General features: G+C 64.8%; 14 protein-coding genes, 2 tRNA genes, 3 rRNA genes and 1 pseudogene. 9 read left to right on the forward strand and 11 right to left on the reverse strand.

The window, feature by feature from the left end:
* Positions 1–43 precede the first annotated feature (43 nt).
* Positions 44–1,816 (forward strand): S8 family peptidase, encoded by a 1,773-nt coding sequence (locus AC3ANK_RS17630; RefSeq protein WP_484171599.1) that lies wholly within the window; start codon positions 44–46, stop codon positions 1,814–1,816.
* A 179-nt stretch (positions 1,817–1,995) separates the two neighbouring features.
* A complete protein-coding gene (locus AC3ANK_RS17635; protein ID WP_484171600.1) occupies positions 1,996–2,712 on the forward strand; it encodes a winged helix-turn-helix domain-containing protein in 717 nt (238 codons plus the stop codon).
* Between the two features lie 57 nt (positions 2,713–2,769).
* On the opposite strand, the gene AC3ANK_RS17640 is transcribed toward AC3ANK_RS17635, so the two are convergent.
* A complete protein-coding gene (locus AC3ANK_RS17640; RefSeq protein ID WP_484171601.1) occupies positions 2,770–4,113 on the reverse strand; it encodes an OmpP1/FadL family transporter in 1,344 nt (447 codons plus the stop codon).
* 239 nt (positions 4,114–4,352) lie between these two features.
* Here AC3ANK_RS17640 and AC3ANK_RS17645 point away from each other — a divergent pair, with 239 nt between their 5' ends.
* The 3 genes from AC3ANK_RS17645 to AC3ANK_RS17655 all read left to right on the forward strand — a co-directional run bounded on the left by AC3ANK_RS17645 (position 4,353) and on the right by AC3ANK_RS17655 (position 6,028).
* Positions 4,353–5,045: a rhomboid family intramembrane serine protease gene (locus AC3ANK_RS17645; RefSeq protein ID WP_206862417.1), complete on the forward strand. Its 693-nt coding sequence runs from the start codon at positions 4,353–4,355 to the stop codon at positions 5,043–5,045.
* An 83-nt stretch (positions 5,046–5,128) separates the two neighbouring features.
* Positions 5,129–5,449 (forward strand): DUF1820 family protein, encoded by a 321-nt coding sequence (locus tag AC3ANK_RS17650; protein ID WP_484171602.1) that lies wholly within the window; start codon positions 5,129–5,131, stop codon positions 5,447–5,449.
* Positions 5,450–5,458: 9 nt separating this feature from the next.
* Positions 5,459–6,028 carry a hypothetical protein gene (locus AC3ANK_RS17655; RefSeq protein ID WP_484171603.1) on the forward strand — a complete coding sequence of 190 codons (570 nt, stop codon included), beginning with the start codon at positions 5,459–5,461 and terminating at the stop codon, positions 6,026–6,028.
* Here AC3ANK_RS17655 and AC3ANK_RS17660 read toward each other — a convergent pair.
* The 4 genes and pseudogenes from AC3ANK_RS17660 to gpmI form a co-directional block, all read right to left on the reverse strand.
* Complete coding sequence (locus AC3ANK_RS17660; RefSeq protein WP_484171604.1) at positions 6,006–6,296, reverse strand: hypothetical protein; 291 nt, start codon at positions 6,294–6,296, stop codon at positions 6,006–6,008. The two genes, AC3ANK_RS17655 and AC3ANK_RS17660, sit on opposite strands and share 23 nt — an antisense overlap.
* A gap of 5 nt (positions 6,297–6,301) precedes the next feature.
* Positions 6,302–7,633: pseudogene (locus AC3ANK_RS17665) on the reverse strand (S41 family peptidase); the annotation flags it as partial.
* Positions 7,634–7,762: 129 nt separating this feature from the next.
* Positions 7,763–8,938, reverse strand: coding sequence for a murein hydrolase activator EnvC family protein (locus AC3ANK_RS17670; RefSeq protein ID WP_242525316.1), 1,176 nt, complete (start codon positions 8,936–8,938; stop codon positions 7,763–7,765).
* An 89-nt stretch (positions 8,939–9,027) separates the two neighbouring features.
* The gene (gene gpmI / locus AC3ANK_RS17675; RefSeq protein WP_484171605.1) at positions 9,028–10,566 is read right to left on the reverse strand and encodes a 2,3-bisphosphoglycerate-independent phosphoglycerate mutase; all 1,539 of its coding nucleotides are present in this window, start codon (positions 10,564–10,566) and stop codon (positions 9,028–9,030) included.
* A 147-nt stretch (positions 10,567–10,713) separates the two neighbouring features.
* Here gpmI and AC3ANK_RS17680 point away from each other — a divergent pair, with 147 nt between their 5' ends.
* The 4 genes from AC3ANK_RS17680 to AC3ANK_RS17695 all read left to right on the forward strand — a co-directional run bounded on the left by AC3ANK_RS17680 (position 10,714) and on the right by AC3ANK_RS17695 (position 14,507).
* Positions 10,714–11,376, forward strand: coding sequence for a DUF4097 family beta strand repeat-containing protein (locus AC3ANK_RS17680; protein WP_484171606.1), 663 nt, complete (start codon positions 10,714–10,716; stop codon positions 11,374–11,376).
* Between the two features lie 121 nt (positions 11,377–11,497).
* Positions 11,498–13,246: a M28 family metallopeptidase gene (locus AC3ANK_RS17685; protein WP_206862425.1), complete on the forward strand. Its 1,749-nt coding sequence runs from the start codon at positions 11,498–11,500 to the stop codon at positions 13,244–13,246.
* Positions 13,247–13,342: 96 nt separating this feature from the next.
* Positions 13,343–13,741, forward strand: coding sequence for an MAPEG family protein (locus AC3ANK_RS17690; RefSeq protein ID WP_484171607.1), 399 nt, complete (start codon positions 13,343–13,345; stop codon positions 13,739–13,741).
* A gap of 34 nt (positions 13,742–13,775) precedes the next feature.
* A complete protein-coding gene (locus AC3ANK_RS17695; protein WP_484172896.1) occupies positions 13,776–14,507 on the forward strand; it encodes a 2OG-Fe dioxygenase family protein in 732 nt (243 codons plus the stop codon).
* A gap of 568 nt (positions 14,508–15,075) precedes the next feature.
* On the opposite strand, the gene rrf is transcribed toward AC3ANK_RS17695, so the two are convergent.
* The 6 genes from rrf to tyrS all read right to left on the reverse strand — a co-directional run bounded on the left by rrf (position 15,076) and on the right by tyrS (position 22,124).
* Positions 15,076–15,190 (reverse strand): 5S ribosomal RNA (gene rrf / locus AC3ANK_RS17700).
* Between the two features lie 157 nt (positions 15,191–15,347).
* A 23S ribosomal RNA gene (locus AC3ANK_RS17705) occupies positions 15,348–18,211 on the reverse strand.
* 232 nt (positions 18,212–18,443) lie between these two features.
* A tRNA-Ile gene (locus tag AC3ANK_RS17710) sits at positions 18,444–18,520 on the reverse strand.
* A 74-nt stretch (positions 18,521–18,594) separates the two neighbouring features.
* Positions 18,595–18,670 (reverse strand) — tRNA-Ala (locus tag AC3ANK_RS17715).
* Positions 18,671–18,784: 114 nt separating this feature from the next.
* Positions 18,785–20,329: ribosomal RNA gene (locus AC3ANK_RS17720) — 16S ribosomal RNA — on the reverse strand.
* Together the 16S, 23S and 5S rRNA genes with 2 tRNA genes alongside form the textbook arrangement of a ribosomal RNA operon.
* Positions 20,330–20,897: 568 nt before the next feature.
* Complete coding sequence (gene tyrS, locus AC3ANK_RS17725) at positions 20,898–22,124, reverse strand: tyrosine--tRNA ligase (RefSeq protein ID WP_484171608.1); 1,227 nt, start codon at positions 22,122–22,124, stop codon at positions 20,898–20,900.
* Positions 22,125–22,139: the final 15 nt, after the last annotated feature.

The following is a 22,139-nucleotide window of genomic DNA, read 5'->3' on the forward strand; positions in this document are numbered from 1 at the left end:
CCCCGGGCGCCGTTCTTCCGCACGTCCATTCGAGGAATAACGCATGACCTTCCGCCGCACCTTGTTGAGCCTCCTGATCGCCGCCGCCGGCGCGCCCGCGTTCGCAGGCGTCGTCGACCTGTCGTCGATCGACGACGCCACCGTCTCGCCCCGCTTCATCGTGAAATACCGCGACGGCAGCGCCGAACGCACGCAGCCGGCCGCGAGCCAGCGCGCGATGACCGCGGCCGCCGAGCGCGCGCGTCCGCAGATGGGCGCGCGCATCGCGGGCCTGCGCGGCGCCGCCGCGTTGCGCATCGATTCCCTGCGCGCCACCGCGACCGGTCGCCGCGTCGTGCGCGCATCGCAACGCCTGGACCGGACGCAGGCCGAAGCGCTGATGCGCGCGATCGCCAGCGACCCGAACGTCGAATCGGTCAGCGTCGACCGCCTGATGCGCCCGACCGCGCTGCCGAACGATCCGATGCTCGCCACGCACCAGACGTGGCACTACGGCACCGGCGCCGGCGGTGCGCGTGTCACCAGCGCGTGGAATGCCGGCGCGACCGGCGCGGGCATCGTGGTCGCGGTGCTCGATACCGGCGCGACGAATCACGCCGACCTCGCCGCGAACCTGCTGCCGGGCTACGACTTCATCACCGACCATGAAGTCTCGGGGCGCGCGGACGACGACCGCGTGCCGGGCGGTTGGGACCTGGGCGACTTCACCGTCGCTGGCCAGTGTGGCGCCGGCTCGACCGCGAGCAGCAGCAGCTGGCACGGCACGCATGTGTCGGGAACGATCGCCGAAGTCACCAACAACGGCATCGGTGGCGCGGGCGTGGCGTATGACGCCAAGGTCGTGCCGGTGCGCGTACTCGGCCGCTGCGGCGGTTACACCTCCGACATCAACGACGCGATCGTGTGGGCCGCCGGCGGCCACATCGACGGCGTGCCGGACAACGCGAATCCCGCAGAAGTCATCAACATGAGCCTGGGCGGCTCGCACGCGTGCGAAGCCGACACGCAGGCGGCGATCGACAAGGCCGTGTCGCTCGGTGCGACGGTCGTCGTCGCGGCGGGCAACGACAACGCGGATGTCGCCGGCCATGCGCCGGCGAGTTGCGCACGCGTGGTGGCGGTCGGCGCGACCGGCTACAGCGGACAACGCGCGGGATACTCGAACTACGGCAGCGGCGTCGATGTTTCCGCGCCCGGCGGTGCAGGCGTCGAAGGCTCGCCGAACGGCTACATCTGGTCGACGCACAACACCGGCGCGACCGTGCCCCAAGGCGACCGCTACGTCGGCATGACCGGCACGTCGATGGCGGCACCGCACGTATCGGGCATCGTCGCGCTGATGCAGGGCATCGCCGCGATGCCACTCACGCCGGCGCAGGTCGAGGGCTTGCTGGTGTCGTCGGCGCGGCCGTTCCCCACCAGGCCCGATCGGCCGATCGGCGCGGGCATCGTCGACGCGGCAGCCGCGGTGGATCGTGCCAAGCGGTTCGGCCAGCCCATCCAGGCGCTGCGCCTGACCGACAACGTCGCCGAGTCGATGCCGCCGCTGGCCGCAGGTCAAAGCGTGATCTACGCCATCGACGTTCCCGAGGGCAGGAGCCGTCTGGAGTTCACCAGCTACGGCGGCCGCGGCACGCTCGCGGCGTATCTCAACTACGAGGCGGAACCGATGCCGGCGTCGAACATGGGCGCTTCGGTGCGGCCGGGTACGAACCAGGTCCTGAACACGATGTCGCCCGCGAAGGGCCGCTACTACATCAAGATCGTGGCGACGGCCGACGCGGCGGGGGTGCTCGTGCGGGCAAGGACGTATTGAGGGAACGTGCCGTGCGCGCGATGCGATCTGCGTCGCGCGCACCGCAGTAGAGAGAGACTTTTTCTTGGCGATTTGCGTCGTGCAGGCGGCATTCAACTCGCCTTGCGGACGAACGCGTCGCATAGCATCGGGAACGGCCCGACGCATCGCGCATCGGTGCAGGTACAGGACACCGGCGCATGCGACGCACCAGGTATCGCTTCCAGGAGTTCGAAATCGATCCGCCCTCGCGCGACCTGCTCCGCGATGGCGAACGCGTGGCGCTGCCGCCGAAATCGTTCGATTGCCTGGCCTACCTGGTCATGCACCGCGACCGCGCGGTGGGTCGCGATGAACTGATCGCGGCCGTGTGGGGTCGCTTGGAGGTCACCGACATGGTCGTCGCACAGACCATGTTGCGTGCCCGCAAGGCGCTGGGCGACTCGGGGGCATTGCAGCGGACGATCCGTACGGTGCCGCGCTTCGGCTATCAGTGGATCGCGCCCGTACTGGAAGTGGGATCGGAAGGCATCGCGTCTGCCGAAGCCTATGCGTTACCAGCGCGGCGAGCCGCCCGCCATGATCGACGCACGTGGCTCGGATGGTCCGGCGCGCTCATGCTGGCGGGTGCGGCCGCGTTTTCCGGATGGCTGTTTGCGCGCGCGGCGACTCGGCCATCGCAGGATGCATCCGTGCAACGCAGTGCGAACCTGCCGACAAGCCACGCGAGTGTGAAAGGGTCCATCGGCACGTCGGAAGCATCGGAATGCGACGACGACGCACGCGTTCGCACTGCGTCGCAGGGATGCACGCCAGCGTCATGCCCGCCAGCGATCGCGCGTTTCGAGCCGGTGGACTGCCTGGCGTCGCCCGCGAAGATCGCGCCGGCCGCCGGGCGACCGAACCGGTTCGAATGACGCATGAAAAAAGGCCCCGCCGAAGCGGGGCCTTCCGTTGCAGCGTGACGCGTTGGATCAGAACTTGTACTGCGCCGAAACGCCGTACAGGTTCGCGTGACCGTCGAACGGACCGACCAGGTGCGAGCCGCTCGCGGCGTTGGTCGCGTCGATGCGCGGGGAATCCGGCTCGATGCGGGTGTAGCCGAAGTTCACTTCCAGCGCTTCGGTCGCGTTCCAGGTCGCGCCGACCGAGTACCACCAGCGGTTCGCGTCGGGCAGGCGCGGCGTGCGGGTCTCGATGTGGGTCGGCGTTTCGTCGTACGCGATACCGCCGCGCAGGGTCCACGCATCGTTGAGCTTGTATTCCGCGCCCAGCGACGAGAACGAGGTGTCCTTCCACGCGAACGGCTCGACCGAATCCGGGTCGGCGGCGTTGTCGAAGTCGATGCGCACTTCGCGCAGCGATTCCCAGCCGGTCTCGGCGTAGGTGGCCATCATCGCGAAGCGGTCGGTGAAGTCGTAACGCAGGTCGACGTTCAGCACGCTCGGCGTGGTCAGCTTGGCGGTGACGCCGCCGTCGCGGAAGCGGCCGGTGGCGGCGAGGATCGCGGCGACGTCGGTCGGCACGGTCCAGTCGGCGGAGCCTTCCAGTTCGTAGTCGATCTCGGAGCGGTAGCTCACGCCGATGGCCAGCTTGTCGGTCGGCTTGAGGTTCGCGCCGACCGTCCAGCCGAAGCCGGTGTCGTCGCCCTGCACTTCGGCGAAGCCGTCGCGCATCTGCGGGCGGGCGAACGGCAGCGGACGCGTGGCCGGGTTGGCGAACAGCGCGGTACCGAAATCGACCGACTGCGACAGCGTCACGTCGGCGCGCGAGTAGATGATGCCGGCGCCGACCGAGAAGCGGTCCGGAACGATGTCCAGCGCGGCGGCCAGCGTCAGGTCGACGATCTCGACGTCGGAGGTATGCGCGAAATAGCGGCCCTGCCAGTTATCGTCGTACTCGGTCTTCAGACCGAACGGCGCGCTGACCATGGCGCCGAACGCCAGGCCATTGTCGAGCTTGTGCACGACCGACAGCGCCGGAACGGGCGTGATGTCGCCCGCGTCGCCGCCGTTGCCGCCGGTCAGCGGCTGGCCCAGTGCGTCGGTGCCGGTGCCCTTGAATTCGTAGCTGAGGTCGATCGCGGTGACGTCGGCCTGGACGGTGGTGCCCGTGAAGCGGGCCATCGTGGCCGGGTTGTTGGCGACGACCGAGGAATCGGTCTCGTTGACGCCGGCACCGGCGAACGCCGCGCCCATGGCCTTGACGCTGTTTTCCTTCAGCTGGAAACCCGAAGCCTGGGCCTGGCCAACGGCCAGCGCGCCGGCGATGCCGAAGGCGAGCGCCGACAGCTGGATGAAACGAGAAGCGTGTTGCATGCGTGTAGTCTCCAATGGAGTATTTTTTCGTCTTCGTCAGGCCGCGTCATTGCCTTGGCCCGGCAGTCCGGTCGCCAGTGCTCGCCGGAAACCCCTCCCGACGTACGACGCCGTATGCACTATAACCCGGCTTTTAACCCGAGGCTAACATTAGCCGGCATGCCCGTCCGCACTTGTAAATCAGGGGTTTTTTCTCGTTCCGGCCCGCTCGCCTGGCTGAACGGGGGAGGCCACCGCCGGTGTTCGTGACCATCCCCGGCCGGGAGCGGATGCCGCTGCGCTGGGCGACCCCCGCCCTGTTCAGCCTGCTCTGGGCGAGCTTCATCGCCGTGGAGCTGATGCCCGACACCGAGCAACGCCGGCTGTTGACCGAATGGGGCGCGCTGTCGGGCGGGCTGGGCACCCCGGAGGCCTGGATCCAGGCAATCCGCAGCGGCAGCGTGCTGCGCCTGTTCACGGCGCTGTTCCTGCATGCCGACTGGGCGCACCTGCTGGGCAACCTCGTGTTCCTCCTGATCTTCGGCCTGCCGGCCGAGCGCGCCATGGGGCCGTGGCGGTTGCTGGTGCTGTTCCTGCTCGGTGGGGCGATGGCGAACCTCGCGGCGGTGATCGCCATCAGCACGCCGGACCGGCTGATCATCGGCGCCAGCGGCGCGGTGTCGGCGCTGATCGGCGCCTACCTGGCCCTGTTTCCCGGCGCGAAGCTGGGCGTGGTGGTGCCGCTGGGGCTGTTCCTGCAATTCGTGAAGGTGCCCGCGCCGCTGCTGATCGGCGTGTGGGCCCTGCTGCAGCTGGTCTTCACCTTCATCGGCCCGGCCTTCGGCGCGGTGGCATGGTCGGCGCACCTGGCCGGTTTCGCCTTCGGCGGCATTTTCGCGCTGATCGCCCGTGCCGGCATCGCGCGGCGCCTGCGGCGGCGGCGCGGCTTCTGACGCCGGCGGTCCGGTCCCGGCTTGATTGCCGCCCGCGGCGACCCCATCGTCACCGTGCAATCCGCCACGCGACGCCACGAACCATGTCCAAGCCGCTCTACAAGGTGACCTTCCTCAACGCCGGCAAGGTGTACGAGCTGTACGCGCGCAACGTCGCGTCCGGCGCGCTGTGGGGCTTCACGGAAGTGAGCGACCTGGTGTTCGACGTGCACGACGGCGTGGTGATCGACCCGACCGAGGAACGCCTGCGCGACGAGTTCGGCAACACGCGCTCGCTGCACCTGCCGATGCACAGCATCGTGCGCATCGAGGAAGTCGAGCGCAAAGGCCAGGCGGCGATCCGCGATGCGGCGACAGGCGAAAAAGTCGTCACCCCCTTCCCGCTGCCGGCGAAGCCGCGCTAGCTTGGTGCGATGAAACGCATCGCGCGCTCCGCCTGCCTCGTCGCATTCCTGTTATCGACCGCCGCGTGCCAGCGCGAAAGCGCGACCAGCACGCCACCTTCGTCCGCGTCTGCGGCTTCCACTGACGCCGCACGACAGCCCGTCCAGGCCGCAGCGAACGCCTTCACCGTCGAGATCGCGCTTTCGCCCGCCGCGCGCGAACGGCTCGTCTCGAAGCAGGAATCGCTGATCGCCACTGCCGAATATTTCGGCTATCCGAGCGAACGCGCGGTATCGGAGCGCGTGCCCGGCAGCGAGAACCCGTGGCTCACGCTGCATCGCGCGCAGGTGGAACTCGAAGTCGCGCAGCTCGATGACACGGCGACGGCGCGTTTCCCCGCGGTCGCGCTCGATCCGGGGCAACTGGCATGGACCGTTGCACCCGATGCGCCGCAGGTGAACATCAACGTGTATTCGGGCCGGCGTTCGGCGCCGGACAACCTGCTCGATTGCGGGATGTTCCAGGATGCGCTTGCGGTTGCCCTGCGGGCGCCGGTCCGGATTTCGTGCGGGTTGATCAGCGAGCCCGGTAGTCGTTAGCCCGACGCTGCCATCGCTGGTTCAGCAATGGCAGGTACATTTCGTCCCCGAGCTGCCCGTCGCGGAACTGCTCGATCATGCGCAGTTCCAGAAGGTACTGCGCCCAGAAGCGATCCCACTTGCGTCGTTTTCGCGGAGCGGGAACGTGCAACTTCCAGTGCACGCATATGCACTCGGCATGACACTGCGGGCAATTGAACGTCGCCAGGCTCACCGGCTTACGCTGCAACTTGCGGCAGCGCAGGCATGCGAACGTGCGATTGCTCACTGCTGCTTGGCGGCAGGCCTGGTCACCGCGCTCGCCACCGGCTTCTTCAGCTCCACCAGCGCCGCCGCGATCGGCGCGTCGCCGTCGAGCACGTCGCCGGCGTTCTCGCCGGGAAGCGCGTCCTCGCCGACCTTCTCGTCGTCGCCGCGCAGGTGGCCCGGCAGGCTCGCTTCGCTGAAGTTGCGGATGCTCTTGTCGGCGTCCTTGCCCGGCTGCAGCACGACGTCGGGCGAGATGCCCAGCGCCTGGATCGACTTGCCGCTGGGCGTGTAATAGCGCGCGGTGGTGAGCTTGACCGAATCGCCGTTGTCGAGCGGCAGCACGGTCTGCACCGAACCCTTGCCGAAGGTGCGGCTGCCGACGATGCGCGCGCGATCGTTGTCGCGCAGCGCGCCGGCGAGTACTTCCGCCGCGCTCGCCGAACCGGCGTCGACCAGCACCACGACCGGCGCACCGTCGAGGCGATCGCCCGGCGTCGCGCCGAATTCCGCATCGCTGATGGCGATGCGGCCACGCGTGGAGACGATCTTCCCCGCATCGAGCAGATCGTCGGCGATCTGCACCGCCGAGGTCAGCAAGCCACCCGGATTGCTGCGCAGGTCGATGACCAGGCCACGCAGCTTGCCGCCGGACTGCGCCTTGAGCTTCTCGAGCTGGCTCTCGAAATCCGCCGCGGTGTCGGCCTGGAACGCGCTGATGCGCACGTAGCCGTAGCCCGGTTCGAGCATGCGGCTCTTCACGCTCGCCACGCGGATGGTCTCGCGCGCCAGCGTGATGTCGAAAGGCTTGTCCTTGCCTTCGCGCACGATGGTCAGCGTCACCTTGCTGCCGGGTGGACCGCGCAGCGGACCGGACTGGTCGCCCTCGTCCGGCTTGAAGGGCTTGCCGTCGATCGCGGTGATCACATCGCCCGCCTTGATGCCCGCACGCGCGGCGGGCGTGTCGTCGATCGGCGCGATCACGCGCAGCGAGCCGTCGGGCTGGCGCATCAGTTCGACGCCGACGCCGTCGTAGGCGCCGCGCGACTGCTCGTCGAAACTCTCGGCGTCTTCCTTGTCGAGGTAGACGCTGTGCGGATCGAGGTCGAACAGCAGGCCGCGGATCGCAGAATGCATCAGCTTCTGGTCGTCCACCGGCTCGACGTACGCCTGCTTGACCGCGTTGTAGACCGAGACGTAGCGGCGGATCTCGTCGAGCGGCACCTTGGCCTCGGCGGTTTCCGCGTCGGGCGATTCGATCGGGGCGTCGGCCAGCGGGGCCTGGTCGGCCTCCTGCGCGGTGGCCGGCAGCGCGACGAAGGCGGCCAGGGCGAGCGGAACGAGGCGACGCAGGGACATTCGGGCAACTCCGGTGGTGCGGTGAGCCGCGGGCGCGAGGGCCCGCCGTGGCGTGATTATGGGCACGGCGGGGGAGCGCAATGGAAGGCTTTCGTTAATCGCTGCCGCAACGGGACCCGGCATTCAGCGTCAACGGCGCAGCCATGTTCCGGGATTGACCGGCGAGCCGTTGCGGCGCAGCTCGAAGTACAGCGCGGCGCGGCCGTGACCGCCGGAAGTGCCGACGGTGGCGACGGAATCGCCGCGTTTCACCGTGTCGCCGACGTCCTTGAGCAGCGCGTCGTTGTGCGCGTACAGGCTCATGTAGCCGTTGCCGTGATCGACGATCAGCAGCAGGCCGTAGCCGGTCATCCATTCGGCGTAGACGACCGTACCGTCGGCGACCGCCTTGACCGGCGTACCGGCGGCGGCGGCGATCAGCAGGCCGTCGCTGTCGCGGCCGTCGGGCATCGTCGCGCCGAAACCCGCCAGCAGCGCGCCCGAGACCGGCCAGCCCAGCCCGCCGACCTGCGGCGCCGGCGCACTGGCGACGGTCGTGGGCTTGCGACGCGGCGGGGTGTCCTTGCCGGTGGATGCGGCTTGGCGCGCCGCGCGTTCGGCGGCGGCACGGCGCTGCGCTTCCGCCTTGGCCGCGGCGGCGCGCAGCTTCTTCAGCAGTTGCTCCAGCCCCTGCGCGTCGCGGCCGAGTTCGCGCTCGCGCGTGCTGCGGTCCTTGTAACGCTCGTCGAGCTGCGCGACGAGGCTCGCACGCGCCTTGCGGTCGCTGCGCAGTTTGCCGAGCTGGGAACGTTGCTCCTCGCGCGTGCGGTCGAGTTCGCTTCGACGCTGCGCGATGGCCTGCTCCACTTCGTCGAGTTCGCGCAGCTGCGCGTCGAGTTCGGCGATGCGACGCGTGCGATCGCGCTGCAGGTAGCCGTAGTAGGCGAGCATGCGGTTGCCGTCGGCGACGCGGTCCTGCGCAAGTAGCAGCTTCAGCGGCGCGTCCTGCCCCTGCAGGTAGGCCGCTCGCAGCAGTTGCGCGAGCTCCTGCCGCTGCGCGCCCATGCGCTGCTGCAATTGCGCGCGCTGCTCCTGCAATGACGCGAGCGAGGCTTCTTCCTTCGCCAGTCGCGATTCGATCTCGCGCAGGCGGCGATTGGACACGCCAACCTTCTCGTCGGCCTCGCGCAACTGGCGCGACGCACTGCCGCGCTGGCTTTCGATCTTGCGACGTTCGGCGGCGACCGACTTGAGCTCGCGCTGGATCTTCTCCAGCTTGCGCTCGGCCTCGCGGCTGTTCTGTGCGAAGGCCGGCGTCGCGAGCATCAGGCCCGCGACAAGCAGGACTGCGCACTTGACCGCAGCGCACCTGGCCGCGGCGCGGTTCATCGCAACGACGAAGCGCCGCATCCGGGTCAGTCCGCGAGCAGGCTCGTTCCGCTCATCTCCGCCGGCTTCGGCAATCCGAGCAGGTCGAGGATGGTCGGCGCCACGTCGCGCAATGCGCCGCCGTCGCGCAGCTTCGCCGCGCGCGGGCCGAGATACACGAACGGCACCGGGCCGACCGTGTGCGCGGTATGCGGCTGCCCGGTGGCGGGGTCGCGCATCATCTCCAGATTGCCGTGGTCGGCGGTGACCAGCAGCGCGCCGCCGGTGTCGCGCACGGCCTGCGCAATCGCCCCGATGGCGACGTCCACCGCTTCGGCGGCCTTGATCGCCGCGGCGATGTCGCCGGTGTGGCCGACCATGTCCGGATTGGCGATGTTGCAGATGGCGACATCGATCTCGCCCGAGCGAATGGCGCTGGTGAGCTTCTCCGTCACTTCCGGGCAGCTCATTTCCGGCTGCAGATCGTAGGTGGCGACCTTCGGACTCGGCACGAGGATGCGGGTTTCGCCTTCGTACGGTTCTTCGCGACCGCCGCTGAAGAAGAAGGTGACGTGCGCGTACTTCTCGGTTTCGGCGATGCGCAGCTGCGTCATGCCGTTGGCGGCGAGCACTTCGCCCAGCGTGTTGCGCAGGTCGTCCGGACCGAAGGCGACGGGCGCCGGCAGCTTCGCGTCGTATTCGGTGAGGCAGACGAAGCGCGAGAGTTTCGGGCGTCGCGCGTCGAAACCGGCGAACGTCGGCGAGACGAACGCGGCGGTGAGTTGGCGCGCGCGGTCGGCACGGAAATTCATGAACACCACGGCGTCGCCGTCCGCCATCGGCAGGTGGCCTTCGATCACGGTCGGTGCGACGAACTCGTCGGTCTCGCCGCGCTCGTAGGCCTGCAGCAGCGCTTCGATCGGGCCGGTGGCGACGTGCTCGCTCTTCGCTTCGACCATCGCGTCCCATGCGCGCTTCACGCGATCCCAGCGCTGGTCGCGGTCCATCGCGTAGTACCGTCCGCTGACGCTCGCGACGTGCGCGTTGCCGAGCTTGCGGCAGACGTCCCGCAGCTTCGCCAGGCTCGACTCGGCCGACTTGGGCGGCATGTCTCGGCCGTCGAGGAACGCGTGCACGGCGACCTTCGCCACGCCCGCCTGGCTGGCCAGTTCGAGCATCGCGAAAATGTGGTTCTCGTGGCTGTGCACGCCGCCTGGCGAAAGCAGGCCCATCACGTGCAGCGTGCCGTCGCTGGCCTGCGCGGCGGCGCAAGCGGCGCGCAGTTCCTCGTTGCCGAAGAAGCTGCCGTCCTCGATGGCCGCGTCGATGCGGGTGAGATCCTGGTACACGATGCGGCCGGCGCCGAGGTTCATGTGGCCGACTTCGGAATTGCCCATCTGCCCGTCCGGCAGGCCGACGTGGCGGCCTTCGGTGTGGATCAGCGTGTGCGGCGCGGCGGCCACCAGCGCGTCCCAGTTCGGCAGGCGGGCCTGGGCCAGCGCGTTGTCGGTCGGGTCTTCGCGATGCCCCCAGCCGTCGAGGATCAGCAGGACCACGGGTTTGGGGCGCGGGGAGGTGGCGGGCACGTCGGATTCCAGTTGAGGGGTGGAATGATGACTTCGGGCACGGGCCGGTGCCCGCGATCGCTGCGATTGTAGCGAAGCGGCCTAAACCGACGGCGCCTTCACCGCATCCATCGACTTGAAGCCCGTCCCAACACGGAATCCGAAACGATGGCAATCCGCTCCCTGTACGTCCTTCCCCTCGCCCTGGCGCTGTCCGCGCCGGCGTTCGCCGCCCAGGACATCGACAAGGTCAACGGCAGCATCGCCGTCGAGGCCGGTCAGACCGCCGGCGACCTGGAGACCGTCAACGGCTCCATCAAGATCGGCGCCGGCGCCCGCACCGGCAAGGCCGAAACCGTCAACGGCAGCATCACGGTGGCCGAGAACGTCGAAGCCGAAGGCCTGGAAACGGTCAACGGCTCCATCCGCGTGGCCGGCAACGGCAAGCTTTCCAGCAGCCTGTCCACGGTGAACGGCGGCATCTTCATCGATCGCGGCGGCGACGTGCGCGGCGACATCGAGACCGTCAACGGCGCCATCGGCCTGGTCGACACGGACCTGTCGGGCGGCATCACGACGGTCAACGGCGACACGACCGTCGGCGTGAACTCGCACGTCAAGGGCGGCATCCGCTACACCAAGCCGAGCACGTCGTGGTTCTCGTTCAACAAGCGCGATCCGAAGATCATCATCGGGCCGAACGCGGTGGTCGAAGGGCCGCTGGTGTTCGAGCGCAAGGTCGAGCTGTACGTCCACGACACCGCGAAGATCGGCCCGGTGACCGGGGCGACCGCGGTGCGCTACACCGGTTCGACGCCGCCGGGCCAGTAAGCCGTCCTGCGACGAATTGACGGACCGCGCACGGCCGCGGCCCGGAAAGCGTGCCTAGAATGGGGTTCGCCTCGCGGCGGCCCCGAGCCGCCGTGGGGCCCTGGTCCAATCCGGAGGTCCCATGTCCCGAGTTTCCCTGCTCAGCACGGCGGTGGCCGGCATCGTCGGCGCGATCGCGCTGGCTGCCTGCTCCAAGCCCAGCGACGCGCCCACCGCCGCCACCCCGCAGACGCCTGCCGCGACGGCCGGCGGCCATTCCTTCAACGACGCGATCAACGCCGCGGATTTCGCCGAGCACGTGAAGGTGCTGGCGTCGGACGAGTTCGAAGGTCGCGCGCCCGGCAGCGCCGGCGAAGAGAAGACCGTCCAGTACCTGGAAGCGCAGTTCAAGCGCATGGGCCTGAAGCCCGGCAACGGCGACAGCTACTTCCAGACCGTGCCGATGGTGGAAACCACGGCGGACGAGTCCACCGCGCTGAAGATCGACGCGAAGGGCAAGCCGCACACGCTCAAGTTCGGCACCGACATGGTGGTCGGCACGCGTACCGGCCAGACGGACGTGAAAGTCGACGGTAGCCAGTTGGTGTTCGTCGGCTACGGCGTCAATGCGCCCGAGCAGAACTGGAACGACTACGCCGGCGTCGATGTGAAGGGCAAGACGGTGGTGATGTTCGTCAACGATCCGGGTTTCCACAGCCAGGATCCGAAGCTCTTCGAAGGCAAGCGGATGACGTATTACGGCCGCTGGACCTACAAGTTCGAGGAGGCCGCGCGCCAGGGCGCCGCGGCGGCGATCATCATCCACGACACCGAAGGCGCGTCCTACGGCTGGGACGTGGTGAAGAATTCCTGGTCGGGCGCGCAGTTCGACCTGCCGGCGAAGGACGATCCGGAACCGCGCCTGCCGGTGCAGGGGTGGATCACCGGCGAGGCCGCGCGCACGCTGCTGGCGGATCTCGGCCAGAACCTGGACGAGCTCTACAAGGCCGCCAACAAGCCGGGCTTCAAGGCGATTCCGCTGGACGGCAAGCTCTCGGTCGACCTGAAGAGCACCACCAGCGAGAAGTCCTCGCGCAACGTGGTCGCGTTGCTGCCGGGCGCGAAGCGTCCGGACGAGGCGATCGTCTACATGGCCCACTGGGACCACCTGGGCAACCACGGCCACGAGGCCGACGAGCACGGCGGGGCGACCGCCGCCGAGCCGCACGCCGACACGATCTACAACGGCGCGATCGACAACGCGACCGGCGTTGCGGGCATCCTGGAAATCGCCGAGGCCTTCAGCAAGCAGACGCCGCCGCCGGATCGTTCCCTGCTGTTCCTCGCCGTGACGCTGGAGGAATCGGGCCTGCTGGGGTCCAAGTACTACGTCGCGCACCCGAGCATCCCGCTCGACAAGACCGTGGCGGTGATCAACCTGGATGCGATGCCGGTGATCGGCGCGGCGAAGGACATGACCGTGGTCGGCTTCGGCAGCTCCGAGCTGGAAGATCTGCTCAAGACACAGGCCGAAAGCCAGCAGCGCGTGCTGCACGCCGAAGCGACGCCGGAGGACGGCTTCTACTTCCGTTCCGATCACTTCAACTTCGCCAAGGCCGGCGTACCCGCGCTGTACGCCAAGGGCGGCGGCGACCTGGTCGAGGGCGGCGTCGATGCGGGCCGCAAGGCCGAGTCCGATTACCGCGACAACCGCTACCACAAGCCGGGCGACCAGTTCGATCCGTCGTGGAAGATGGAAGGCGTGGTGCAGGACCTGGACGCGCTGTACGGCGTCGGCCGCACGCTCGCGGGCAGCGAACAATGGCCGAACTGGTACGAAGGCAATGCCTTCCGCGCCGCGCACGACAAGCTGATGAAGTCGGCGAAGTAACACCGCTTCGCGGCTTCGACCGGGACGGCGCCTTCGGGCGCCGTTTCCGTTTTCGGCTACGCTGATGCGACATCCAAGGCCGCCGGAGCCGCCGCCATGACGCTCACCACCGCATACGTGTGTGTCCTGATCGCCGCATTGCTGCCGTACCTATGGGTTTCCATCGCCAAGGCGAGCGGCGAGCGCTACGACAATCGCGATCCGCGCCGCTGGCAGGAGAAGCAGCAAAGTCCGCGCTCGCAGCGCGCCTACGCGGCGCAGCTCAACAGTTACGAGGCGTTCGCGCCGTTCGCCGCCGCGGTGGTGCTGGCGCAACTCGCCGGAGTCGCGCATTCGCAGATCGCCGCGCTGTCGCTCGCGTTCGTCGCGCTGCGGGTGCTGCATGGCCTGGTGTACATCGCCGGACGGCATTTCCTGCGCACGCTCGTCTGGGCATCGGCCTTCGCCTGCGTGCTCTGGCTGCTCGTGCAGGCGGCGCTGCACATCTCGCCGTGATGGGCGCCCTTCCGGATATCGCACGTTGACTCAGATGATGCACGCCTCGAAACCCACGCCGTCCGAGCTGGAAGCCGACGTTCGGACAAGCGGGTTCCGCTTCGTCGAAGGCGAGGCCATGCGTGGCCTGTTGGAAATCGTGGGTCCGCTTTCCGACTGGGAGGCGTTCGCTGACAGCTGGAATACGCTCGAGCCGGACACCTATCTCGCCAGCGTGGGATTGCACCGGCGGCGACGCCACGCGGTGTTCACTGCGGAGAACGATGGGATCGCGCGCGAGCCGCATCAGCCGCATTACCAGAGTCGCGACTACAACACGCTGCAGGGCGGCATCGAGCGCTGGTTCGCGCCGGTGCTGCCGGGCGTGGCGGAGAGCGCGAGCCTTCGCGGCATTCTGGGCTTCTGCCACTCATTCTTCGGGGCGCTCTCGCCGGCTGTGCGTGCATGGCATATCGAAGTGCACCAGTTTCGCATCGAGGCGCGTCCGGGCGAGCCAGGCCAACCGACGCCGGAAGGCGTACATCGCGACGGCGTCGATTACGTGCTGGTGTTGCTGATCGATCGGCTGAACATTGCGAGCGGGACGACCACGATCCATTCCGCCGACGGCGAGCTGCTCGGAAGCTTCACCCTCACGCATCCGCTGGATGCGGCGCTGGTCGATGATTCGCGCGTGTTCCATGGCGTGACGCCGGTGGAGCCGGAGGATCCGGATGCGGCTTCGCATCGGGATGTGTTGGTGGTGACATTTCGGCGGAACGCGTAGGGGCCTGAGTTGGCGGGATTCGTGGTTCTGTCGCCGTTGGTGACGACGTCGATTGCGCTTGAGCACGGGTGCGGCCTTTGCGTGACAGGGCACTTATTGGCGACGGCCCACCAGGCTTCGAAGCCGGTCGCCGTAGTTGGCCCTCTTCATTAAGAGCAAGAGCACCTGGCGTTTGGCCTTACGCCGCTCGGCGGAATGTAACTTGCTCGCCGATCAGTAGCTGCGACGATGCGCATGCTCGATTGTCTGTCGACGATCCGGGGAATCCACACGGATCCGACCTCGAAGCCGAGCCGGAGGCGCCCGGAACTACGGGATCGCTGTTCTAGGCCGTGAAAAGCGCCACTGGGCAGGCTCGAGTTTCGCGTTCTGGCTGCGGTGGGTGCCGTTTCCACCTCGCAAGCAAATGCCGGCTCAGGAGTCGGCATTTATTCGCAGGTGATGCTTCGGACTGGAAGCGGGCCAGTGCTTTGGGCGCGCGCACATGAGTCGCGCGGCGCTCGGATGGTTATTCAACCGCACAAAAGAAGAAGGCCGGTCCTGTCGGACCGGCCTTCTGGGGTAAAGCCCCTGGCGATGACCTACTCTTGCATGGCTTGAGCCACACTACCATCGGCGCATGTGCGTTTCACTTCCGAGTTCGGAATGGGATCGGGTGGGACCACACAGCTATTGTCACCAGGGAGAGGGTGGAGGGTCGCGGTTCCGGTGTACTGGATCGCGCACACGCTCTCGTTGGGTTGCTTGGGACGTTGCCGTCCTTCGCGGATAGGTTGGGATAAGTAGCGAGTGAGCCGAACGTCACGACGTTGTCGTAAGTCCAAGGCCACTTGAGGTTATATGGTCAAGCCACACGGATCATTAGTACTGGTTAGCTCAATGCATTGCTGCACTTACACACCCAGCCTATCAACCACCTGGTCTTGATGGTTCCTTCAGGGGAGTCAAGCTCCCGGGAGATCTCATCTTGAGGCGCGCTTCCCGCTTAGATGCTTTCAGCGGTTATCGCTTCCGAACATAGCTACCCGGCAGTGCCACTGGCGTGACAACCGGAACACCAGAGGTTCGTCCACTCCGGTCCTCTCGTACTAGGAGCAGCCCCTCTCAAATCTCCAACGCCCACGACAGATAGGGACCGAACTGTCTCACGACGTTCTGAACCCAGCTCGCGTACCACTTTAAATGGCGAACAGCCATACCCTTGGGACCGACTACAGCCCCAGGATGTGATGAGCCGACATCGAGGTGCCAAACACCGCCGTCGATATGAACTCTTGGGCGGTATCAGCCTGTTATCCCCGGAGTACCTTTTATCCGTTGAGCGATGGCCCTTCCATACAGAACCACCGGATCACTAAGACCTACTTTCGTACCTGCTTGATCCGTCGATCTTGCAGTCAAGCACGCTTATGCCTTTGCACACAGTGCGCGATGTCCGACCGCGCTGAGCGTACCTTCGTGCTCCTCCGTTACACTTTGGGAGGAGACCGCCCCAGTCAAACTACCCACCATACACGGTCCCCGATCCGGATTACGGACCTAGGTTAGAACGTCAAGCACATCAGGGTGGTATTTCAAGGATGGCTCCACGCAAGCTAGCGCCTGCGCTTCATAGCCTCCCACCTATCCTACACAGACGAACTCAACGTTCAGTGTAAAGCTATAGTAAAGGTTCACGGGGTCTTTCCGTCTTGCCGCGGGAACGCTGCATCTTCACAGCGATTTCAATTTCACTGAGTCTCGGGTGGAGACAGCGCCGCTGTCGTTACGCCATTCGTGCAGGTCGGAACTTACCCGACAAGGAATTTCGCTACCTTAGGACCGTTATAGTTACGGCCGCCGTTTACCGGGGCTTCGATCAAGAGCTTCGCCTTGCGGCTGACCCCATCAATTAACCTTCCGGCACCGGGCAGGCGTCACACCCTATACGTCCACTTTCGTGTTTGCAGAGTGCTGTGTTTTTGATAAACAGTCGCAGCGGCCTGGTCACTGCGGCCCTTCTCAGCTATGAACCAAAAAGGGCGCACCTTCTCCCGAAGTTACGGTGCTATTTTGCCTAGTTCCTTCACCCGAGTTCTCTCAAGCGCCTGAGAATTCTCATCCTGCCCACCTGTGTCGGTTTACGGTACGGTCTGCGTAAGCTGAAGCTTAGGAGCTTTTCCTGGAAGCGTGATATCGGCAGCTTAGTCCTAAAGGACTCGTCCTTAGTCTCAACGTTGCCCCCCCGGATTTGCCTAAGGGGACCGCCTCAACTCTCTCACCGGGACAACCAACGCCCGGCCTGCCTAACCTTCTCCGTCCCTCCATCGCACTTACGCGAGGTGCTGGAATATTAACCAGCTTCCCATCGACTACGCATTTCTGCCTCGCCTTAGGGGCCGACTCACCCTGCGTCGATTAACGTTGCGCAAGGAAACCTTGGGCTTTCGGCGTGCGGGCTTTTCACCCGCATTATCGTTACTCATGTCAGCATTCGCACTTCCGATACCTCCAGCATGCCTTTCGACACACCTTCACCGGCTTACGGAACGCTCCTCTACCGCGCACACAAAGTGTGCACCCCAAGCTTCGGTTCCGTGCTTAGCCCCGTTAAATCTTCCGCGCAGACCGACTCGACCAGTGAGCTATTACGCTTTCTTTAAAGGGTGGCTGCTTCTAAGCCAACCTCCTGGCTGTCTGTGCCTTTCCACATCGTTTTCCACTTAGCACGAAATTTGGGACCTTAGCTGTGGGTCTGGGTTGTTTCCCTTTTCACGACGGACGTTAGCACCCGCCGTGTGTCTCCCATGCAGTCTGTCCTGGTATTCGGAGTTTGCCATGGTTTGGTAAGTCGCAATGACCCCCTAGCCATAACAGTGCTCTACCCCCAGGAAGATTCACATGAGGCGCTACCTAAATAGCTTTCGAGGAGAACCAGCTATCTCCGGGTTCGATTAGCTTTTCACTCCTAATCACACCTCATCCCCTACCTTTGCAACGGGAGTGGGTTCGGGCCTCCAGTTGATGTTACTCAACCTTCACCCTGGGCATGACTAGATCACCCGGTTTCGGGTCTACTGCCCGCGACTATGCGCCCTTATCAGACTCGGTTTCCCTTCGCCTCCCCTATACGGTTAAGCTCGCCACGAACAGTAAGTCGCTGACCCATTATACAAAAGGTACGCCGTCACCCTTGCGGGCTCCGACTGCTTGTACGCACACGGTTTCAGGGTCTATTTCACTCCCCTCTCCGGGGTTCTTTTCGCCTTTCCCTCACGGTACTGGTTCACTATCGGTCGGTCAGGAGTATTTAGCCTTGGAGGATGGTCCCCCCATGTTCAGACAGGGTTTCTCGTGCCCCGCCTTACTCGATTTCATCGAATGAGCCCTTTCGCATACCGGGCTGTCACCGTCTATGGCCAACCTTTCCAGGTTGTTTTGCTAAAACTCATTCGACTTAAGGGCTGGTCCCCGTTCGCTCGTCACTACTTAGGGAATCTCGGTTGATTTCTTTTCCTCCGGGTACTTAGATATTTCAGTTCTCCGGGTTTGCTTCCAGCAGCTATGTATTCACTGCAGGATACCTGTTACCAGGTGGGTTTCCCCATTCGGACATTGCGGGATCAATGCTTGTTGCCAGCTCCCCCGCACTTTTCGCAGGCTGCCACGTCCTTCATCGCCTCTGACCGCCAAGGCATCCACCGTGTGCGCTTATTCGCTTGACCATATAACCCCAAGTCGCCTCAGGGTCGTCTGTGTCCAGGGGTACAAAGCCCGGACGCGAATTCAACGACTCAATATAAGGTGCCTTTCGGCACCCGCCTTAGCCTCACGACACGTCATGGACATTCGTCTCAAAACGCTCGCTACTTTCCCAGTTTTCAAAGAACACGATCCGGCCTCAACGCCGCACCGCTTCAATTCTTGATGTGTGCGCAATCTAGTTTCGTTCGGGAGTGGTGGGTCTGGGAGGACTCGAACCACCGGCCTCACCCTTATCAGGGGTGCGCTCTAACCACCTGAGCTACAGACCCAAAAGTCGTGCGTGTTTCCTTGAATAGTCCGCACAGGGATGTGCGGGCTGTTGCGAAGGATTCGCGTCATAGCTTGGTGGAGCTTGTCGGGATCGAACCGACGACCCCCTGCTTGCAAAGCAGGTGCTCTCCCAGCTGAGCTAAAGCCCCATGTTCAATCGAGTGAACGGGACGCTCCCGCGAAACTCCCCCTTGGGAGCTTCCGGAACTAGATGCAGGTCACTTGTGCGGACGTCCGGCCAGCAATTAGCTGCCTTAGTCTCTAAAGGAGGTGATCCAGCCGCACCTTCCGATACGGCTACCTTGTTACGACTTCACCCCAGTCATCGGCCACACCGTGGCAAGCGCCCTCCCGAAGGTTAAGCTACCTGCTTCTGGTGCAACAAACTCCCATGGTGTGACGGGCGGTGTGTACAAGGCCCGGGAACGTATTCACCGCAGCAATGCTGATCTGCGATTACTAGCGATTCCGACTTCATGGAGTCGAGTTGCAGACTCCAATCCGGACTGAGATGGGGTTTCTGGGATTGGCTTGCCCTCGCGGGTTCGCAGCCCTCTGTCCCCACCATTGTAGTACGTGTGTAGCCCTGGCCGTAAGGGCCATGATGACTTGACGTCATCCCCACCTTCCTCCGGTTTGTCACCGGCGGTCTCCTTAGAGTTCCCACCATTACGTGCTGGCAACTAAGGACAAGGGTTGCGCTCGTTGCGGGACTTAACCCAACATCTCACGACACGAGCTGACGACAGCCATGCAGCACCTGTGTCACGGTTCCCGAAGGCACCAATCCATCTCTGGAAAGTTCCGTGCATGTCAAGGCCAGGTAAGGTTCTTCGCGTTGCATCGAATTAAACCACATACTCCACCGCTTGTGCGGGCCCCCGTCAATTCCTTTGAGTTTCAGTCTTGCGACCGTACTTCCCAGGCGGCGAACTTAACGCGTTAGCTTCGATACTGAGTGCCTAGTTGCACCCAACATCCAGTTCGCATCGTTTAGGGCGTGGACTACCAGGGTATCTAATCCTGTTTGCTCCCCACGCTTTCGTGCCTCAGTGTCAGTGCTGGTCCAGGTAGCCGCCTTCGCCACGGATGTTCCTCCCGATATCTACGCATTTCACTGCTACACCGGGAATTCCGCTACCCTCTACCGCACTCTAGTAAGCCAGTATCCAATGCAGTTCCCAGGTTGAGCCCAGGGCTTTCACATCAGACTTAACAAACCACCTACGCACGCTTTACGCCCAGTAATTCCGAGTAACGCTTGCACCCTTCGTATTACCGCGGCTGCTGGCACGAAGTTAGCCGGTGCTTATTCTTCCGGTACCGTCATAACACCCGAGTATTAATCGAGCGCTTTTCTTTCCGGACAAAAGTGCTTTACAACCCGAAGGCCTTCTTCACACACGCGGCATGGCTGGATCAGGCTTGCGCCCATTGTCCAATATTCCCCACTGCTGCCTCCCGTAGGAGTCTGGACCGTGTCTCAGTTCCAGTGTGGCTGATCATCCTCTCAGACCAGCTACGGATCGTCGCCTTGGTGGGCCTTTACCCCGCCAACTAGCTAATCCGGCATCGGCTCATCTATCTGCGTGAGGCCCGAAGGTCCCCCACTTTCTCCCGTAGGACGTATGCGGTATTAGCGTAAGTTTCCCTACGTTATCCCCCACAAATAGGCAGATTCCGATGCATTCCTCACCCGTCCGCCACTCGCCACCCAAGGAGCAAGCTCCTCTGTGCTGCCGTTCGACTTGCATGTGTTAGGCCTGCCGCCAGCGTTCACTCTGAGCCAGGATCAAACTCTTCACTTAAAATTGCTGAACCCGAAGGTTCAATATCTTGAGTGCAGAGCCCGTCCCAGGCACCAAATTACTCGCTTGCATTTGCATGCATTTGAATTGACTTGTTGCTCTGTTACGAACGTCTGCTCATGGACAACCATCCACTCGCCAGACGCCCGCACAAGTCACCTGCGCACACTGTCAAAGATCCCGGGGCCGGCCTCAGCGCCTTTCCCTTTTTCTTGCCTCACCCCGCCGCACCGAAGTGCCCGAGGGAGCCGACTACTATACAGCGAATTTCGATTCCGTCAACACCGTGTCGGGATCTTTTTCGCCGCCCCCGCCCTCCGTTCAGCGCCTCTTGAGAGGCCGTCCCGGGGAGCGGGCCGCGCATCTTACAGCACCTTCGAAGTTCGTCAACCGCCCCTCGAAATCCGCCGCTTCAACCGCGCCCCGCGTCAGTGATTCACCTCGGCGGGGCGCGCATTGTGCACACGCACAACACGAATTGGAAGAGGTCTTCGAAGAAATTTTTTTAGGCCTTCGCGAACGCCACGCGTGACGCATGAACGCGTGCGCGATCGCACGCGCCGAAGCATCACGCCGCGACCAGGCGAATACGCGCGAACGTGCGCTTGCCGACCGCGAGCACGCCTTCGAAGCCCGGCGCGAACACACGCTGCGCGTCCTCGACGACTTCGCCGTCGATGCGCACCGCGCGTTCCTTCAGCTTGCGGTTCGCTTCGGAATTGCTGGGCGTCAGGCCTGCCGCCGTCAGCAACGCAGCGATGCGCAGCCCTTCCGCCGGCACGGCGACGTCGTTGATCGGCAGCGACGCGGTATCGCCCTCGCCACGCACCGCGGCATTCCAGCCCGCGACCGCCTGCTCCGCGGCGGATTCGCCCTGGAAGCGTGCCGCCAGCTCACGCGCCAGGCGCAGCTTCAGGTCGCGGGGATTCAGCTGGCCGCCCGCGATGTCGCGCTTGAGCTGCTCCGCCTCGGCGATGCCGATGTCGAAGCTCAACAGGTCGATCCAGCGCCACATCAGCACATCGTCGATCTTCATCGTCTTGGTGACGATGTCGATCGCCGGCTCGTTGATGCCGATGTAGTTGCCCAGCGACTTGGACATCTTGTTGACGCCGTCCAGGCCTTCCAGCAACGGCATCGTCAGCACGATCTGCGGCGGCTGGCCGTAGTGCTCCTGCAGGCCTCGGCCCATCAGCAGATTGAACTTCTGGTCGGTGCCGCCGAGTTCGACGTCGGCCTTCAATGCGACCGAGTCGTAGCCCTGCACCAGCGGATACAGGAATTCGTGGATCGCGATCGACTGCTGCGCCGCATAGCGCTTGGCGAAGTCGTCGCGTTCGAGCATGCGTGCGACGGTGTGCTGCGCGGCAAGCCTGATCATGTCCGCCGCGCCCATCTGGCCGAACCACTCGGAGTTGAAGCGCACTTCGGTGCGGTCCTTGTCCAGCACCTTGAACACCTGCTCGGCATAGGTCTGCGCGTTGGCCAGCACGTCCTGGCGGGTGAGCGGCTTGCGGGTGACGTTCTTGCCGGTCGGGTCGCCGATCATTCCGGTGAAGTCGCCGATCAGGAAGATCACCTGATGCCCCAGGTCCTGGAACTGCCGCATCTTGTTGAGCAGCACGGTGTGGCCGAGGTGCAGGTCGGGCGCGGTGGGGTCGAAACCGGCCTTGATGCGCAAGGGGCGGCCCAGCTGGAGCCGGACCTGGAGTTCCTCGCGTTTGAGGATCTCCTCGGCCCCGCGGCTGATCAGGTCGAGGGCATCTTGGACAGGGGCGGAAATCTGGGGCGGCAAAGTGAGACTCGCTGG

The sequence above is a fragment of the Lysobacter sp. SCRH-1R genome (assembly GCF_057747855.1).

Excerpts from the sequence above, each read along its gene's own strand:
- AC3ANK_RS17630 (WP_484171599.1), top strand. The coding sequence starts at position 44 with ATGACCTTCCGCCGCACCTTGTTGAGCCTCCTGATCGCCGCCGCCGGC.
- AC3ANK_RS17670 (WP_242525316.1), bottom strand. The coding sequence starts at position 8,938 with ATGCTCGCGACGCCGGCCTTCGCACAGAACAGCCGCGAGGCCGAGCGC.
- AC3ANK_RS17695 (WP_484172896.1), top strand. The coding sequence starts at position 13,776 with ATGATGCACGCCTCGAAACCCACGCCGTCCGAGCTGGAAGCCGACGTT.
- AC3ANK_RS17635 (WP_484171600.1), top strand. The coding sequence starts at position 1,996 with ATGCGACGCACCAGGTATCGCTTCCAGGAGTTCGAAATCGATCCGCCC.
- AC3ANK_RS17655 (WP_484171603.1), top strand. The coding sequence starts at position 5,459 with ATGAAACGCATCGCGCGCTCCGCCTGCCTCGTCGCATTCCTGTTATCG.
- AC3ANK_RS17690 (WP_484171607.1), top strand. The coding sequence starts at position 13,343 with ATGACGCTCACCACCGCATACGTGTGTGTCCTGATCGCCGCATTGCTG.
- AC3ANK_RS17685 (WP_206862425.1), top strand. The coding sequence starts at position 11,498 with ATGTCCCGAGTTTCCCTGCTCAGCACGGCGGTGGCCGGCATCGTCGGC.
- AC3ANK_RS17650 (WP_484171602.1), top strand. The coding sequence starts at position 5,129 with ATGTCCAAGCCGCTCTACAAGGTGACCTTCCTCAACGCCGGCAAGGTG.
- AC3ANK_RS17680 (WP_484171606.1), top strand. The coding sequence starts at position 10,714 with ATGGCAATCCGCTCCCTGTACGTCCTTCCCCTCGCCCTGGCGCTGTCC.
- AC3ANK_RS17640 (WP_484171601.1), bottom strand. The coding sequence starts at position 4,113 with ATGCAACACGCTTCTCGTTTCATCCAGCTGTCGGCGCTCGCCTTCGGC.